At 27.9% G+C, this 17,865-nt stretch carries 15 protein-coding genes and 1 CRISPR repeat array; of the genes, 12 read left to right on the top strand and 3 right to left on the bottom strand.

The window, feature by feature from the left end:
• Window positions 1–386 precede the first annotated feature (386 nt).
• The 9 genes from BN2920_RS16985 (at window position 387) to BN2920_RS16945 (ending at window position 11,261) form a co-directional block, all read left to right on the top strand.
• Complete coding sequence (locus BN2920_RS16985; RefSeq protein ID WP_058296165.1) at window positions 387–2,747, top strand: endonuclease MutS2; 2,361 nt, start codon at window positions 387–389, stop codon at window positions 2,745–2,747.
• Window positions 2,748–2,975: 228 nt separating this feature from the next.
• Complete coding sequence (locus tag BN2920_RS16980) at window positions 2,976–4,253, top strand: DUF4026 domain-containing protein (protein ID WP_058296164.1); 1,278 nt, start codon at window positions 2,976–2,978, stop codon at window positions 4,251–4,253.
• Between the two features lie 167 nt (window positions 4,254–4,420).
• Complete coding sequence (locus tag BN2920_RS16975; protein ID WP_058296163.1) at window positions 4,421–5,167, top strand: 2-thiouracil desulfurase family protein; 747 nt, start codon at window positions 4,421–4,423, stop codon at window positions 5,165–5,167.
• Window positions 5,168–5,186: 19 nt separating this feature from the next.
• Window positions 5,187–5,441 (top strand): hypothetical protein, encoded by a 255-nt coding sequence (locus tag BN2920_RS16970; protein WP_058296162.1) that lies wholly within the window; start codon window positions 5,187–5,189, stop codon window positions 5,439–5,441.
• An 81-nt stretch (window positions 5,442–5,522) separates the two neighbouring features.
• A complete protein-coding gene (locus tag BN2920_RS16965) occupies window positions 5,523–6,842 on the top strand; it encodes an APC family permease (RefSeq protein WP_058296161.1) in 1,320 nt (439 codons plus the stop codon).
• Between the two features lie 205 nt (window positions 6,843–7,047).
• Window positions 7,048–7,587 carry a GNAT family N-acetyltransferase gene (locus BN2920_RS16960; RefSeq protein ID WP_058296160.1) on the top strand — a complete coding sequence of 180 codons (540 nt, stop codon included), beginning with the start codon at window positions 7,048–7,050 and terminating at the stop codon, window positions 7,585–7,587.
• Between the two features lie 167 nt (window positions 7,588–7,754).
• Window positions 7,755–8,555, top strand: a complete 801-nt coding sequence (locus BN2920_RS16955; protein ID WP_058296159.1) for a RelA/SpoT domain-containing protein — start codon at window positions 7,755–7,757, stop codon at window positions 8,553–8,555.
• A 172-nt stretch (window positions 8,556–8,727) separates the two neighbouring features.
• Window positions 8,728–9,207 carry a cell wall-binding protein gene (locus BN2920_RS16950; protein ID WP_058296158.1) on the top strand — a complete coding sequence of 160 codons (480 nt, stop codon included), beginning with the start codon at window positions 8,728–8,730 and terminating at the stop codon, window positions 9,205–9,207.
• A gap of 227 nt (window positions 9,208–9,434) precedes the next feature.
• Window positions 9,435–10,378: direct repeats of the CRISPR family, unit length 30 nt; unit sequence GATTAAGATTAACATGAGATGTATTTAAAT.
• A gap of 103 nt (window positions 10,379–10,481) precedes the next feature.
• The gene (locus BN2920_RS16945; protein WP_058296157.1) at window positions 10,482–11,261 is read left to right on the top strand and encodes an HD domain-containing protein; all 780 of its coding nucleotides are present in this window, start codon (window positions 10,482–10,484) and stop codon (window positions 11,259–11,261) included.
• 111 nt (window positions 11,262–11,372) lie between these two features.
• On the opposite strand, the gene BN2920_RS16940 is transcribed toward BN2920_RS16945, so the two are convergent.
• A complete protein-coding gene (locus tag BN2920_RS16940; protein WP_058296156.1) occupies window positions 11,373–11,816 on the bottom strand; it encodes a GNAT family N-acetyltransferase in 444 nt (147 codons plus the stop codon).
• Between the two features lie 255 nt (window positions 11,817–12,071).
• Between BN2920_RS16940 and BN2920_RS16935 the strand changes: the two genes are divergently transcribed.
• Together BN2920_RS16935 and BN2920_RS16930 are read left to right on the top strand one after the other, a co-directional pair.
• Window positions 12,072–12,491: a MarR family winged helix-turn-helix transcriptional regulator gene (locus BN2920_RS16935; RefSeq protein ID WP_058296155.1), complete on the top strand. Its 420-nt coding sequence runs from the start codon at window positions 12,072–12,074 to the stop codon at window positions 12,489–12,491.
• Window positions 12,491–13,951 (top strand): MFS transporter, encoded by a 1,461-nt coding sequence (locus BN2920_RS16930; protein ID WP_058296154.1) that lies wholly within the window; start codon window positions 12,491–12,493, stop codon window positions 13,949–13,951. The genes BN2920_RS16935 and BN2920_RS16930 overlap by 1 nt, the downstream gene beginning before the upstream one ends.
• Window positions 13,952–14,336: 385 nt before the next feature.
• On the opposite strand, the gene BN2920_RS16925 is transcribed toward BN2920_RS16930, so the two are convergent.
• Together BN2920_RS16925 and BN2920_RS16920 are read right to left on the bottom strand one after the other, a co-directional pair.
• Window positions 14,337–14,999: a response regulator transcription factor gene (locus BN2920_RS16925; RefSeq protein WP_058296153.1), complete on the bottom strand. Its 663-nt coding sequence runs from the start codon at window positions 14,997–14,999 to the stop codon at window positions 14,337–14,339.
• Between the two features lie 23 nt (window positions 15,000–15,022).
• A complete protein-coding gene (locus tag BN2920_RS16920) occupies window positions 15,023–15,910 on the bottom strand; it encodes a sensor histidine kinase (protein WP_242868409.1) in 888 nt (295 codons plus the stop codon).
• Between the two features lie 673 nt (window positions 15,911–16,583).
• Here BN2920_RS16920 and BN2920_RS16915 point away from each other — a divergent pair.
• Window positions 16,584–17,858: an efflux RND transporter periplasmic adaptor subunit gene (locus BN2920_RS16915; RefSeq protein ID WP_058296151.1), complete on the top strand. Its 1,275-nt coding sequence runs from the start codon at window positions 16,584–16,586 to the stop codon at window positions 17,856–17,858.
• Window positions 17,859–17,865 lie beyond the last annotated feature (7 nt).

Genomic DNA, 17,865 nt, shown 5'->3' with positions numbered 1-17,865 from the left:
AATAAATTTATAAAGGAGATGGTTAAGATTCAGTTTATAAATGAAATTAAGCTTTGACTTATTAGGTTAAGAGGTGATGTGAAGTAGAGCGTGAATAGTAAAAAGAGGTGTGTAACAATTATTAAAAAATTTAATAATAAGATATTATAATGGCTGATTATGAAAAGGAAAAATCATAATCAGCTATTATTTTTTCTAGTTATTTATAATATATATAGAATGTATTTTTGATTGTTATTGTATTAAATTAAGAAGTTAATATAATAACAAACTTATTTCTGAAATAAGAATTAGACATTGACCAAATGATTAAATTATTGCAATTTTTTGAAATTAGTATATTATTAAAAATGATAAATATTTTAACGAGTATGATGAGGTTTTTTATGAATGAGAGAAGTCTAAAAGTTTTAGAATTTGATAAAGTAAAAGAATTAATAAAGAAATATACACGTACATCAGGTGGAAAAGAAAAGGTTGATAGCCTTGTACCTTATGAAACCTTATATGAAATTAACAATAAATTAGAGGAAACTAATGAGGCATTAGAGGTATTAATAACAAAGGGAAATCCACCTCTTGAAGGCCTTTATGATATAAATGAAGCAATAGAAAGAGCTAAAAAAGGAGGAACTCTTCTTCCAGAATCTCTTCTTAAAATTGGGAATATGCTTAGAAGTGCAAGGCTTATGAAAGAATTTTTTAAGAGAGAAGAAGAAGAAAGAGCATTTCCAAGACTTGAAGATTTAGCTTATATTCTAGAGCCAGTTAAAAATTTAGAAAGTGATATTGAAAGATGTATTGTTTCTGAAGAAGAAATAAGTGATAAAGCTAGCCAAACATTATATGGAATAAGAAGAAGTATTAAAGAGAAGAACTCATCTGTCAGAGAAAAAGTAAATTCTATAATGAAAAGTAACTCAAAGTATTTACAAGATACCTTATATACAATGAGAGGAGACAGATACGTTCTCCCTGTAAAAGCTGAGTATAAGGGCGCAGTGCCTGGACTTGTACATGACCAGAGTTCAACAGGTGCAACGCTTTATATTGAGCCTATGAGCCTTGTAAATTTAAATAATGAAATAAGAGAGCTTAAATTAAAAGAAAAAGCTGAAATAGAAAGAATACTTTCAGAACTTTCATTAAAGGTTAAAGAAAATGCATCAGTTTGCAAAAGTAATATAGATACACTCATTGAATTTGATTTTATATTTGCAAAAGGAAGATATGCATCACAGCTTAATGCAATAAAACCAGTAATAAGAGAAGATGGTATATTTAATATATTGGCTGCAAGACATCCTCTTATTGAAGCTGACAAAGTAGTTCCTTCTGATGTTCATTTAGGTGATGAATTTCAAGTACTTATGATAACAGGTCCTAATACTGGTGGTAAGACTGTTACAATAAAAACAGTAGGGCTTTTACATGTAATGGCACTAAGTGGACTTTTAATACCCGCAAAGGATAACTCTGAGGTTGCATTTTTCAAAGAAGTATTTGCTGAAATTGGGGATGAACAAAGCATAGAACAAAGTCTTTCTACTTTCTCATCTCATATGACAAATATAATACGTGTTATGGAAAAGGCGGATAAAGATTCACTTGTTATATTTGATGAAATTGGTTCAGGAACAGATCCAAGTGAAGGTTCAGCATTAGCAATGTCAATAATTGAGACATTAAGAAGCAGAGGAAGCAAAATTATTGCAACTACTCACTATAGTGATTTGAAAGCTTATGCATTAAGAACAGAAGGTGTTGAAAATGCATCAGTTGAATTTGATATAAAAACTTTAAGACCAACATATAGGCTTCTTATAGGTGTTCCAGGTAAATCTAATGCCTTTGAGATTTCAAGGAGATTAGGTCTTAATGATGATATAATAAGTAAAGCTAAGGAATACATGTCAGAAGAAAATCTTCAGTTTGAAGGGCTTATAAGAGAGCTTCAAGAAAAAAGCATTATTGCAAAGAAAGAAGCACGTGATGCACAGCTTATTAGAAAAGAAGCAGAAGAGCTTAAAAAGAAATATGAAGAAAAGCTTGAAAGATTGGAAGAAACACGAGATAAGGCATATATGGATGCAAGACGTGAAGCCAAAGAAATAATATCAAATGCTAAAGATGAAGCCGATGAGATATTAAAAGCCATGAGAGAACTTGAAAAGCTTGGAATCTCAGGTGGCGGAAGAGCAAGACTTGAAGAAGAGCGTAAGAAACTTAAAGAAAGCCTTGAAGCTAAAGAAAAACATATTGGCCATATGAAAGAAAATGAAGGGGAGCCAATAGATAAAATAACTCCGGGAATGGAAGCGTTCCTTCCATCACTTAATCAAAAGGTAATTGTAGTTTCTATGCCTGATAATAAAGGTGAAGTGCAGGTCGAGGCTGGTATTATGAAAATTAATGTTAAAGCTAAAGACTTGAGAAAGACAAAAGAAACTAAAGTTGAAAAAGTTAGAAGAAAAAGAGAAGTAAAATTAAATTTAGCAAAAGTTGAATCAAGAGTTGACTTAAGAGGTTTAGATGCTGAAGAAGCATGTTATAAGGCAGATAAATATTTAGATGATGCTTATAGAGCAAATCTTGGAGAAGTAACCATAGTTCATGGTAAAGGAACAGGCATACTTAGAAAGGCTATAAATGATATGCTTAAGAGACATCCACATGTAAAATCATATAGACTTGGTGTTTACGGTGAAGGTGGAGATGGTGTTACTATGGTTGAATTAAAAGCTTAAGTTAAATATTAAAGAGTATGAGTATTATAATAATTTTATTAATACTCATACTCTTTATTTAATTATTTATACATAGAAATATTATAAATAAAAAGTGATTTTAATATTTATTTATAAAAGAAGTATATTATGCCATATAGATTGTATGGTATAATTTTTACAAAAGTAGTGAGGGTTTCAATATATGAGATAATAAGGAATAAAAACTTATAAAGAGGAGTAGAAATAATGTTTGGATTTAAGAAAAAGAGAGAATTGAGAAATGGAGTAATTGAAAAAACAACATCATATATGATGGCAGTACCAAGAAATATAGAAATTATTAAAAATCCTAATGAAGTAATAGAAAGATTGAAAAATAGCAGTTTATTTGTTGTACAAAATGTAGAGTTTAGACAAAACATAGAAGCTATTATAGAATATGAAGAAGAAGCATATAAAGTAGAAATAATTCCAGAAACATATGAACTTGGTCCAATGTATACAATAAACCATCATTTAAGTGAAGAAAATTACAATATTATCACACAATCAGACTCAGGATTAACTGTTGCAATGACTTTTGGAGAGGATATTCTTAAATCATATCATTTACAATTAAAAATATTATATACAATAGTACCCAATATGGCTGGTGTTATAGATTTTTGTGTTGAAAGAGTATTATCAAGTATATGGGTAAAACTTGCAGTTGAAGCATCTGTCCCACCATCACCAGATTATATTTATACTGTTCAAGCTGTAAGTGGAAAAAACAATGATGTATGGCTTCATACACATGGACTAAATAGATGTGGGGCAATTGAAGTTGAGGTAGTAAATTCAGACACTGAAAATTACAAAAATCATTTTTATATATTGCAAACTCTAGGAAAAAGGATTATATCTGATAATACATTTATTGATGAAGAAGATGCATTTTGGATTGGACGTATGAATAATGGTGATGATATAGTAGCAACTTGGATAGATTATAATGAAGCATTAAAAATGTATAAAAGAGATATGGTTGGTGGATTTAATGATAGAAAAGAAGGTCATAATGAAAATACAGGTATAGTTTATTTGTATTTAAGTGAAGAAGATTTTAAGAATAAAAAATATAGACATGTATCAGAGGTAAATGAATATATTTCAGATAATATGCTTATGATGTACACAAATGAAGAGACTTTAAGAATGAGTGTACTAGCTATGGAGAGAATAGAATATTTTATTGAGGCCATAAAGAATGAACAAATTGAAGGTCTTGTGAAAATCGGACTTGAAGTAGATGAAGAATATAAAAATGACGATGATACTTTTAGAGAACACATTTGGTTTCATATTAAAGAAATAGATGGTTTAAAGGCACAAGCAATTTTGACTCAAGAACCATACTACATAAAAGATTTACATGCAGAAACAGAAATGGAAATTGATTTGAATAATTTAACAGATTGGATATTATATACTCCAAATGGGGAAATAGCACCAGATAGTGTTTACTTATTAGAAGAAGTGTAGAAGTTATTAAATAAATTAAAAAAATTATAGCCATCTAAAAGGGTGGCTATTTTTTATTTAATCTTATATAATAATATATTGTAATTATTTATATTATTAATATATAAAGTTATTAATAATTATTAGATTATGGATTAAAATGTATTATGGAAAGGCGAGGTGATCTTATGTATATAGTAAGTGCATGTTTATGCGGTGTTGATTGTAAATATAATGGAAAAAATAATTTAAATGAAAAATGTTTAAAATTATTTAAAGAAGGAAGAGCAATTTTAGTATGCCCAGAGCAACTAGGAGGATTACCAACGCCTAGAAATCCAGTAGAGCTTCAAGGAACATCTGATAAAATTATAGGAAATAGAGAAGGAAAAGCTATAAGCAGTACTGGAGAAGATTGTACAAATCAATTTATAAAAGGTGCATACGAAACATTAAAAATAGCGCAGACAATTGGTATTGATAAAGCAATCTTAAAAGAAGGAAGTCCTTCTTGTGGATGTAATTTTGTATATGATGGAACATTTTCTGGAAATAAAATTAAAGGAAAAGGAATAACTGCTTATCTTTTAGAAAAAGAGGGCATGACAGTATTTTCAGATGAAGATATTGAAGATAATCATGACAAACTTGTATATTTAGATAAATTTGATAGAGAAAAGGCTAAAAAAAGAAAGCTTTTTAAACAAATTGAAGAGGAAGAAGAATATGTTGAGGAAGAATATTATGATTTAACAGAGGGTCTTTCAGAATCAGGAGAATTGCCATCGTCAGTTGAAAAAAATGTAAAAAGGCTTATGGTCTCTCTTGCTAAAGATTTAATGGGATTTGATAATTTAGAAGAGATATCTGAGGCAACAGGAATTGACGTTGAAGATGTAAAGAAAATGCTTGAAGACACAGATGATGATGAATAAAAAACAAGGGAGGAGAAAAATGAGTGAATTAAATAGAGATGATAGAATAAGAGAGTTGTTTTTAAAGGTTTTTGTGGAAGAGGGAGTTTCAGAAGAAGAATTAAAAGAGGCTATTCTTCAAACGTATATTGATGCAGATTTCAAATGTACTACTTTTGAAGAAATACCAATAAATGAACTGGAAACTGCACTGATTGATTGTTATAGTGCTGGTGGCTTAGAGTTTGAAAATGCTGACGATATATTAGAATATTATGATAAAAAAGAAGTTTAGAATAATTAAGGTTATTAAATAATTTAATATTTTTATATATTAATACTAAAGATAAAAGATATAAGTTACTAAGGAGAAAAAATGGAAAATAGAAATTTAAAAAAAGAGATAAGCTTGTTTATGGCTACTATGCTTGTATGTGGTAATATGATAGGATCTGGTGTATTTATGTTGCCATCAACCTTAGCACAAGTATCAGGACCACTTCCGACACTTATTGCATGGGTACTAACAACAGCAGGATCAATACTTATAGCAATATCATTTGCTAATTTAGGATCAAAATATCCAAGCACAGGTGGTGCATATCAATATACTAAAACTGCATTTGGAGAGTTTACTGGATTTTTAAGTGCATGGCTTTATTGGAATGGTTCATGGATTGGGAATGCTGCAATAGTTGTAGCACTCGCAAGCTACATGTCATCAATTATACCAGCTTTAAATAATCCAATCGTATCAATACTATTTACAAGTGGTGTTCTTTGGGCGATAACATTAATAAACATTTTTGGTGTGAAAAAAGCTGGAAAACTTCAAAGTTTTGCAACAGTATTCAAGATAGGATTTTTTGCAATATTTATAATAGTAGCGTTTGTTAATTTTGATGTGTCAAACTTAATGCCACTTGTACCAGCAGATAAAGGATTATCTACTATTTCTATAGCTGCTACATCAACACTTTGGGCATTTGTCGGATTAGAAAGTGCAACAGTGACTGCAGGAGAGATGAAAGATCCAGAAAGAAATGTTAAAAAGAGTACAATATATGGAATGATAATAGCATCTGTTATTTATATCCTAATAAGTCTTGGAAGTATGGGCGCCATGTCAAATTCAGAATTATCATTAAGTTCAGCACCACTTACAGATATATTAACAATAGCACTTGGAAGTGGAGTGGGGAAAATACTTACAATTGCAGTTGCAGTATGTATTTTAGGAACAACTATAGGATGGATTTTATCAACAGCAAGGGTTTCTTATGCAGCTGGAATTGATGGAGTTTTTCCAAAGTTTTTTGGCAAGATTCATCCTAAATATCAAACACCTGTAAATTCATTAGTTATAGGTTCAGTTTTGGTTAATATATTACTTATAATGAATTTTCAAAAAAGCATGGTATCAACATTTACATTTATAACTCTGCTTGCAACACTATCATTTTTACCAGTTTATTTATTATCAATAGGTGCAGAAATAATGCTTATGTTTAAAGGTGAAGAGGAATTTAATTTAAAAATATTTTTAAAGAAATCTAGCTTAGCACTATTAGCATTTACATATACATTATGGACTATCTATGGATCAGGTGCTGAAACTGTAATGTGGGGATTTATTCTAATGTTAATAGGAATACCATTTTATGTTTATAATCATCATAAAAATACACATGTGTAGGATTTATCTATAAGGGTAGAATACTACAGAATATGACGAGCTGAAAATAAATCGAATATATGATATAATGAAGTTTAAGAATGTACATTCTAGCATTTTAGAATATACATTCTTAAATTATATATAATGTTGTAAATATAGATATACTAGCATACTAAACTTTTAAAGTATTGTATATTTAAATTTAATATTTTAGGAGGAAAAGATGAATAGTTATAATTTGACAAATATAAATCATGAAGATTTTAATAGTTTTTATGAATTAATGAGTGAAGCATTTCCACCAATTGAAAGAAGAAAGTTAGAAAATCAGAAAAAACTTTTAGAAAATGATTTTTATAATATAGTTGGATATAAAGAAAATGATAGAGTAATTGCATTTATAGCTTCATGGGAATTTGAAAACTTCAACTTTATTGAACATTTTGCTGTTGATAATTCTTACAGAGGAAATGGAATTGGAAGCAAGATATTAAAGCAATATCTAAATAAGTACAAGAATAAGCCAGTATTTTTAGAAGTAGAATATCCTGAAGATAATTATTCTAAGAGAAGAATTGAATTCTACAAAAGACTTGGATTTTCATTAAATGATTATGAATATGTACAACCTCCACTAGAAAAAGGAAATGAATTATTACCACTTAAGATAATGAGCTATCCTAAGGAATCTGATAATAAACAATTAAATAGATTTAGGAATAATGTATATAAACATGTATATAAATGTATTGAAGATAATTAATTTTTGTGGATATATTAAAAGAAAGAAAAAACAAGCACTGTTAAAGATTAATTTTTAGTAACAGTGCTTGTTTTTTGTTAAGGTGGGATTTATAAATATAGTAAAATGTATATAATAAAAATATAGGTATTTATAAAACTTATTATGAGAATATGGAGAAATTATATATGAATAGAAAGTTTGATATAGAGAAATTTTTATTAAAATATCCACATGCAAAAAGCATAATAGATGAAAGAAACATAGAAGAAAAAAATCTTATAGAAATCTACAAAGATTATTTAGAGTGTAAATTTTCATATGAAAGTAGAGCTAACTTCATAGCAAATATTTTAAGAGCACAGGAAAAAGTACATACAGTAAAAACAAGAATAAAAGATGAAGAAAGGCTTATTGAAAAAATAATAAGAAAAACAGAAGACAGACAGAATAAGTATGGAAAGGACTTTCAGTTTACAGTAGAAAATTATAAAGAAGAAATAACTGATTTAATAGGAATAAGGGTAATACATATTTTTAAAGAGCAATGGAGAGATATACATGAATTTATAATGAAAACATGGAATGTTGTTGAAATAACTGCCAATGTAAGAGAAGGAGATAACATAAAGGATTTTGAAGATTTGAATATTCAAGTAAAATCAAGAGCCTCAGGATATAGATCTGTCCATTATCTTGTAGAATTCTATCCAACAAATGAAAAAGTTATAGCAGAAATACAGGTAAGAACCATATTTGAAGAAGGTTATGGTGAAATAGATCATACTTTAAGATATTCAAATAATGAGATACCTGAAATATTAAAGTCTAATATACTTCTATTTAATAGAATAATAGGTAGTGCTGATGAAATGGCATCTCTTATTAATACATTAAGTAAGGATTGGAATGAGAAGGAAGTTAATTATAGGAAGATAATTGATGAGCAGAAGCAAGAAATTTCTAGACTTAAGCAATTGGAAAGATAATTTTTTATAAATAACATAATAAAATAATAATTTTTTGCAATTAGTAAATAATTAAAAAATAATAAAGGAAATGGCACTTATTGACAATAAGATGCATTAATGTACAATATATGTATAGAAGTATAAAAATATAAAATTGAAAATGAAAGTGAATTTTAGGGGAGGATTAATTATGAGAAAAACAACTAAATTACTTGCGAGCTTAATAACGGTATTAACATTATTTGCATCAACATCTGTTCAAGCCAATGCAGAGTGGAAATCTGATTCTACAGGTTATTGGTATACTAGCGGAAGTACATATTTAACAGGATGGCATAGCATTGATGGAAACTGGTATTATTTTTATTCAGATGGATATATGGCACATGATTGCTGGATTGAAGGATATTATTTAAATAGCAACGGTGCATGGACAACAAGTGTTCCAGCTCAAATACAAAATACTAGTGTAAATACACCCTCAACTATTGATAATAATGATGTTTCAAGTGGAGTTGTAAAGAATGCATCAGATACAGTTTATGTATCTAGCAAAGGAATATATCATAATACAGCAAATGCTCATGGAATGAAAAATTCAACAGCTATGAGCAGATCAAAAGCACAAGCAGCAGGATATAAAGCATGTGAAGCAAAACATTGCCCATAAAAATAAAAGCTTGTGAAATAATCATTGATGTTTTATTAAAGTATACATTGTATTTACCAGGTAATTTTAATTTATAATTAGGTAAAACACTGCAACAATAGTGACTTTATCTGAGTTCATTATAATAAAAATGAAAAAATAGAAAACACTTGGTAAATTTTTTGAAGAATAGCGTTATTTCTTGGATAGAAGAATTCTTTTATTTTTAGAATGGCTATTTTTCTAAGGATTAAGATTAACATGAGATGTATTTAAATACAGATGCTCCACTTAAGAGAATTGTTAATCCTGATTAAGATTAACATGAGATGTATTTAAATTAAATAATAGGTATTATAATAACAAGGAAGAGGTTGGATTAAGATTAACATGAGATGTATTTAAATGTAAGTGCGTTCCATCTAAACCGAGCGACCACCCTTGATTAAGATTAACATGAGATGTATTTAAATTTTTTAAAATTTATGGCTCCTTGAAAGTCATTGTGATTAAGATTAACATGAGATGTATTTAAATGTACCTAATGGCTTTTGAAATGTTTGATAGAGCTAAGATTAAGATTAACATGAGATGTATTTAAATGCGTAAGAAATATCTTTGTAAACTATTTTTCTATTGGATTAAGATTAACATGAGATGTATTTAAATTGTGCTTAGATAAAACATTTTTTACATTTTCCCATAGATTAAGATTAACATGAGATGTATTTAAATGCGAAAGCTATATCTATATACTTTTGAAGAACACTCGATTAAGATTAACATGAGATGTATTTAAATAACCTTATTAGTAAACAACCTATCGCAAAAGTCCCGATTAAGATTAACATGAGATGTATTTAAATGTTTAGCATTAGTTAATAGTTAGGAGGGTTTAAGGGATTAAGATTAACATGAGATGTATTTAAATTGCCTATATTAGCAAATTCATCTGCAAAAATATGAAGATTAAGATTAACATGAGATGTATTTAAATAGTAGTAACTGATGCATTACAGTTCACTGTAAATGATTAAGATTAACATGAGATGTATTTAAATCACAGTGTAGTTTGTGAAATTCCTGAATTTTTTGAGATTAAGATTAACATGAGATGTATTTAAATTGCCATCTTTTATATTGAACTGGATACCAATACTTAGATTAAGATTAACATGAGATGTATTTAAATATGATTAAATAGCTTTCTAATTATTATGTAAAATATTAAAAATATAAAACTAATGGCTTTATAATACAAAAGGATTTTTTATAAAAATAAAGGAGTCTGCAAGATGTATATAGACAAAATTAAATCTAAAAAAGTATTTAATGATTATGTTGAGAAGTATGATACCAGCAATGAAAAGATAAAATTAAAAATAGATCATACATATCGTGTAAGTGAACTATGTGAAAAAATAGCATCAAGCTTAGAGATGACAAATGAAGAAATTGATATTGCATGGCTTACTGGACTGCTACATGATATAGGAAGATTTGAACAGGTAAGAAGATATGGAACATTTAATGATTCTAAGTCAATTGATCATGCTAGGCTTGGGGTAGAGATTTTATTTGAAGAGGGTAAAATAAGAGAATTCATTGAAGATACAAGTGAAGATGAGTTAATTAAAAATGTTATTGAGTGTCACAATTCGTATAAGATACCTGAATATTATTCAAAGCGTACAACAACATTTAGCAATATTTTAAGAGATGCAGATAAAATCGATATATTTAAAGTAAATATTATTGTTCCAATTGAAGAAATCTATAATGTTACAAGGAAAGAAATATATAATTCTGTTGTTACACAGGAAGTATTAGATAATTTAAAAAGAAAAGATACAGTGCTTAGAAAATTAAAGAAGAGTGCTGTGGATAATATAGTTGGACATATTTCACTTGTCTTTGGTCTTGTATATGATGAAAGTATTAAGCTTGCAGTAGAACATGGATATTTAGAAGAATTAATGAATTTTAAATCATATAATGACATTACAAATAAGCAGTTTGAAGAAATACGCACATTTGTACATTTATATATAAAAGAGCGAGCAAGTTATAAATAGAAAATTAAATTTATTATGTAAATTAAGCATAAACACAAAGTATGAAATTTTGTGTTTATGCTTTTTATTTTATGAAGTGCATTATCAATTATAATGGATAGAGCATATTTTTTAAAATTTCATATGAAGTATAGGAAATGGATTTCCTTGCTCATCCAGATCTGATCTTTTAAATATTTCAAATCCCATGTGTTTATAAAATCCTACACCTTGGATATTTTGTTCATTTACATCTACAAATTTTATGTTTAAGACATCTATTGCATACTCTATAAGTTTTTTGCCAATACCTTTACCTCTACAATTATCACTTACAAATAACATTTCTATCTTACTATCATGCACCCCCATAAATGCTTGTATAGTACCTTTTTCCTTTCTTACACATGCGAGTTTGCTAACATAATATGCGCCTTCTTTAACATAAGGCTTTAGTGATAGTATGTCATCTTCATTTAAAAAATCATGAGTTGCTCTTACTGATGATTCCCATACCTCTAATATATCATTAATATCATCTTTACTGATATTATCTAAAATTTCTACATTAATCACACCTATTATAACCTCCTTAGATGACTAGTATAATAATATAAATAAATATTAATTAAGTCAATAAATTAAAAGCCTGTCAATTGTGCATAATGTAATAAAGTAAAAAAAGGTATTTATATATACTATGATATTTTTATGAAGTTATAATCTAAATAAAAGATTGACTAGTCAACTAAAAAGTATTAGAATTATAATGCTTAAATTGTTGACTAGTCAATTAAATTTAAAGGGGTGATAATCATAGAAAAATTTATTATGTTTAATAATAAAATATTTAGAAATACACAAAGCTATTTAGAGAAAGTTTTAAAAGCCTATGATTTAAGTAGCGGTACATATCCCTATTTATTTATATTAGAAAAAAATGAAGGTATTAGCCAGATACAAATAAGTAAGGAAATTGGTAATGATAAAGCCATGTCAGCAAGAACTATTAATAAGTTAATAGAAGGTGATTTTGTATATAGAAAGCAAGATGAAAAGGACTGTAGAGCATATAAACTATACTTAACACCAAAAGCAAAAGAAATAATACCTGAAATTCATGAAGAAATTCAATTTGTAATTAATTTAATAACAGAAGATTTATCAGAAGAAGAAAAGAGTGCTACTATGGAGTCTTTAAAAAAGATCTTTGAAAGAACACAGAGTTTAAGAAAAATGGAGGAATTATAATGGATCAATCAAATGCTAATGCAAATGAAGAAATTATAATAGAGAAAGCAAAAAATATTAAAAAATGGACTATATTTATTATAATAATATCAGCAACATTTATGTCAACTTTAGATGGTAGTATTGTAAATGTAGCTTTACCTAATATGGCAAAAGCTTTAGGTGTAACAACATCTCAAATCCAATATGTAGTAACAAGTTATTTAATTGTTATTTCAGGAGTAATATTAATTTTCGGAAGACTTGGAGATATGTTTGGAAAGACTAAAATGTTTAAAGTTGGTTTAATACTATTTACTTTAGGATCATTATTATGTGGAATAACTAGATCTTTTCCAGTATTAATTTTGGCTAGGGTAGTACAAGCTGTTGGTGCAGCTGGAACTATGGCTAATAATCAAGGTATTATTACTGAGATATTTCCTAAAAATGAAAGAGGAAAGGCACTTGGCTTAGTAGGTACAGCAGTTGCGTTAGGATCTTTAGTAGGACCAGGATTAGGTGGATTTATAGTAGGGGCAACTAGCTGGGAATATATCTTTTTAATAAATGTTCCTATTGGTATAGTTGCATTATTTTATGCATTTAAATTGTTACCTAAATCTAATAAAAAGAGTGATGAAAAAATAGATATTATTGGAGCAGTTTTATTTATAGTTACAATAGTGCCTTTATTTGTGTCTTTAAATGAAGGTATAAATCTTGGATTTACGTCACCATTAATTATAGGTGGTTTTATTGTAGCAATTATTTCTTTTATTGCGTTTATTATTGCAGAAAGGAAATTAGAAGCTCCTTTAATGCAGTTACAAATATTCCAAAATAAATTATTTTCTTTAAGTATATTCTGCGGATTTGTAAGTTTTGTAGCAATATTCTGCCATAATATTATATTGCCATTTTATCTTCAAGATGTAATGTCATATTCACCACAAAAAGCTGGTATAATTCTCATGATATATCCTTTAGTGTTAATGGTAGTAGCGCCTATTAGTGGAAGTTTATCAGATCAAATAGGATCTGAAATTTTAACATTTATAGGATTGATGTTTGGAAGTTTAGGATTATTTTTAATGGCATCTTTAAATGAGAACTCATCAATAGTAAGCATGGTAATATTCATTGGAATTATGTCTGCTGGAATGGGATTATTCCAATCTCCTAATAATTCTCTTATTATGTCTACAGTGCCAATGGATAAACTGGGAATTGCAGGAAGTATAAATGCACTTATAAGAAATGTTGGTATGGTAAGTGGAATTGCTTTAGCAACAACCCTTTTATATACTCAAATGAGTCATAAAATTGGATATAGAGTTACAAGCTATTTACCAGGAAGAAATGATGCCTTTATATATGGAATGAAGTGGGTGTATATAGCAGCAGGAGTAATAAGTCTTATAGGTGCTGCATTGACATTTTTTAGAATGTATAATAGAAAGTACAAACTTAAAAAATGATATTATGTCAATAAAAAGTATAAGTTAAATTCGAAAAAATTTTATTAACTTACGTCTTTCAAAGTATTTTTATTATATGTAAAAAAGTTATCTTCATATTGATTTGACTGTATATAGTCAAATCGATATGAATTCGTACTGTATTATAAGATGTCTATATATTTTGGGGGAGTAAGCCTATAGGCGTGATTATATAAAATATTTTATAGCAATTAATAAATTATCTTTTTATTAATAAATGGAATGACTCTATACAAGCATTATTCAATGGACATGTTTTCTTAGAATAGCTTGTTGTCATTCCAACAATTACATTTTTATAAGAATCTCATGTATAGGACTCCTTTAATTACTTTAAAATAGTATTTATATGCAAAAAGTTACATTATAAATCCGCATGATTAATAAATAAAGCCAATTCAGTTCTGCTATTTAATTCTAACTTCCCGAATATTTTTGTTAAATAATTTTTTACTGTACCTTCTGTTAGAAATAGGATATTACAAATATCTTTATTACTTTTACCTTGGGCAACTAGTTTTGCTACATCCATTTCTCTTTGAGTAAGCAGGTCTAATTTTTCTTTATATTTATTGAGTGCACTTGGAGTTTGCTTGTCAGTAGAAAGGACTTTATAGGCTTTAACTACTTTCGTTGCTACCTCAGGATCAAGAAGTATATTTCCGCTATAAACTGTTTTTATAGCATTAATTATATAATCAGATCCTGCATCTTTTAGGATATATCCATCAGCACCATTTTTTATTCCATCAAATATGTACTCATCTTCATTAAATGTAGTTAATATTATTACTTTTATGTTTTTATAATTTTTCTTAATAATCTTAGTGGCTTCAACTCCATCCATTATTGGCATTCTAACATCCATGAGAATTACATCAGGAAGCTTATCATCATTTAGGATTTCTAGCAGTTGCCTACCATTCTCTGCTTCATCCATAATATTTATTTCTTCCTCTAAGCTTAAAATCATTTTTATCCCTTCTCTTACGATTTTTTGATCATCGACTAATATAATATTTATCATACTCTATAATCACCTCATTTCATTTATATTGGAATGAATACTTTTATACTAAATCCTAAGTTATTATGACTAAAGTATTGCGTTGTACCTCTTAACAATTTTATTCTATGCTCAATTCCATTCAATCCATTTGATTTACTAATGTTGTTACAGCCTATTCCATTATCAGCAACAACAAGTTTTATGTTTTCGCTATTTCTTGTAATTTTTATAGTAATTTCAGTTGAGTTACCATGACTTAAACTATTAGTAATGGCTTCTTGTATGGTTTTATATATTGAAGTTTTAATAAGTGGACTTAAGTCATCAATACTCTCATTCATATTGAAAGTGATTTTTATGTCGTTAAATAAGTCAAAAGTACTAATAAGTTTTTCTAGTGAAGTATTAAACTCTGTTATTTGTAGTTCTGAACTAAGAAGACTAACTGCCTTTCTAAGATCATTAATACTTCCTTTAGCTATTTTTTCAGATTTTGCTAATACTTCTTCTGCTTTTTTAGGTTTAGTAGAGCATATATTCTTAGCAAATTCTAGGTGCATATTAAGGGCCATTAGAGAATGACCTAATGAATCATGAAGCTCTTGTGCAACTTTTGTTCTCTCTCTAGAAATGGTCATTTCTTCTACTTCTAGTGCATATTTTTGAAGTTTTATGTTGGCTAATTTTAATTTTTCATTTAGTTGTTTGATTTCTTCTTTTTCAACTTCAAGATTTTTTTGATAGTATAACATGCCAGTTGTAGCTAAATAAGCAAATATTTTAACCCCTGCAATCGAGATTATATGGAAAATATCTGAAAAATCAGAATCTAAACCAATAACTAAGATATATAAAAGCAAATGTATTGAAATAAAAAATTTTAATATATTCTTTTCAAGCTGAAAAATATCATATAAGTAAGAGTACATATAAAAAGTAGTAGTCAAACTTCCTATTAAATATTGTAGTAATGTAGCCGCACAAATACTAAATAATAGTGAGATATATTCATATTTAGGGTTACCTTTTAATTTTTTATTTCTTATGAGATTATTAATAATAATTATAGTAGTTAAAGTAAATAGTAAAATCATTATCAAAGGATCACTATTATATTTTAAATAAATATTGATAAAAATGGATACTAGCAGTAAAAACTTTAAAAACAAAACGGGCTTTAAAAAATTAAACATTTGGTTAACATCACTCACTTCATTATAGATATTCTTTTAATATTATATCATCCTTTTTATTTGGGAATATGTGACTAAAGTCATATATTATTTCATAACTAAAGTAACTATAATTAAGTGTGATTTAAAGATAAAATTTAATTGTAGATGAATTGTCAAAACATATGGAGTTCAGATATTGGTGGGAGCTATAAGCAGTTAATTACTATAAGTAGTGATTAACTGCTTCTTAAATATAAAGTAAAGGAGTAAATGAAGTAGTAAGTTGTGATGAATTTTATATAGTATAAGTTTCTTATTGTTTTATAAAGCTAAGCCTTGAAGGATTATTTATAAAGTAATAATGGTAACTTGTAATTATAAGATTAATGAAGTAAAAAATGGCTTAAATATATTAGGAGTGTGAACAATGAAAAAAGTAAAAAAAATAGTTATATATGCTGTTATTGTTATAGCTGTTATAGGTTGCGGAACAGTAGCGAAAGGTAAGTTATTTTCAGATAAAAAAGAAGTAACTACTTCAGCTGCAGTTAATAAAATATCAGTTGAAGTACAAACTGCAAAGGCAGAAGAAAAAAATTCTGGTGATACATATAAAGCTACTTTAGAAGCTTATCAACAAGGTATCATAACAAGTAAGATGGCAGCAAAAGTTATTTCAGTATCTGTTGAAAACGGGCAATATGTAAATGCAGGAGATACAATAGCTACACTAGATGATCAAGATATACAAAATAATATAAAATCCGCACAAAGTCAACTACAAATATCTGAACAACAATTAAATTCATCTCAAGTGGCTTTAGAAAAACTTCAAATTAATTTGGATGATGCTAAGGTTAATTATGATAGACAAAAAGCTCTTTTTGATGCCGATGCTATATCGCAAAAAGATTTTGAGACAGCCGAGAAAACTTTTAATAGTGCTCAAGCTGATTTTAATTCAGGCCTTGCAAGCATTGAAACAGCTAAAGCAAGTATAGAAGCACAAAAAGTAAATATAGAAAATTTACAAGATAATTTAAAAAATACAATTATTAAGGCACCTATAAGTGGTGTTATAAGTGAAAAAAGTTTAAATATAGGGCAAATGGTAGCTCAAGGTTCAGCACTTGCAAAGATTAATGATATATCATTTGTATATGCAACAATACAAGTGCCACAAGAAAAAATAAATAGCATAAAAATAGGACAAGCAGCTGAAATAACAGTAGAAGGAAGTGACAAAACAATTAATGGTACTGTAAAAAATATAGATTTAGCAGCAGATACTAGTACAAGAGTATTTAATTGCAAAATAGCAATAGATAATAGTGATAAATCATTATATCCAGGTGTCTTTGCAAAGGTAGATCTTATTACTGATGAAAAAACTAAGATTATCAATGTGCCAATAAATGTTTTAGTTGGAAGTGAAGGTGACTATTCTGTATTCATAAATGATAATGGGACTGCAAAAAAACAAAAGGTCACAATTGGAGAAACTGATGAAAATAATGTAGAAATAACATCTGGTATTCAAGAAGGAGATCAAATAATATGCACAAATACTAGTACATTGCACGATGGCAATAAAGTGGAGGCGGTTTCTAATGAAGATAGTAATTTAGCAGAAGAAACTTCTGCTAAAAATGGTGATAGCTCTAAGCAAAATGGTGATAATACAAAAGAAGTTTCTGAGTAGGAGGATA

Origin of the sequence: Clostridium neonatale (genome assembly GCF_001458595.1) — a bacterium.
Lineage (GTDB): Bacteria > Bacillota > Clostridia > Clostridiales > Clostridiaceae > Clostridium > Clostridium neonatale.
Note: the sequence above shows the minus strand (reverse complement) of the source record. Positions and strands in the feature narration are given on the sequence as shown.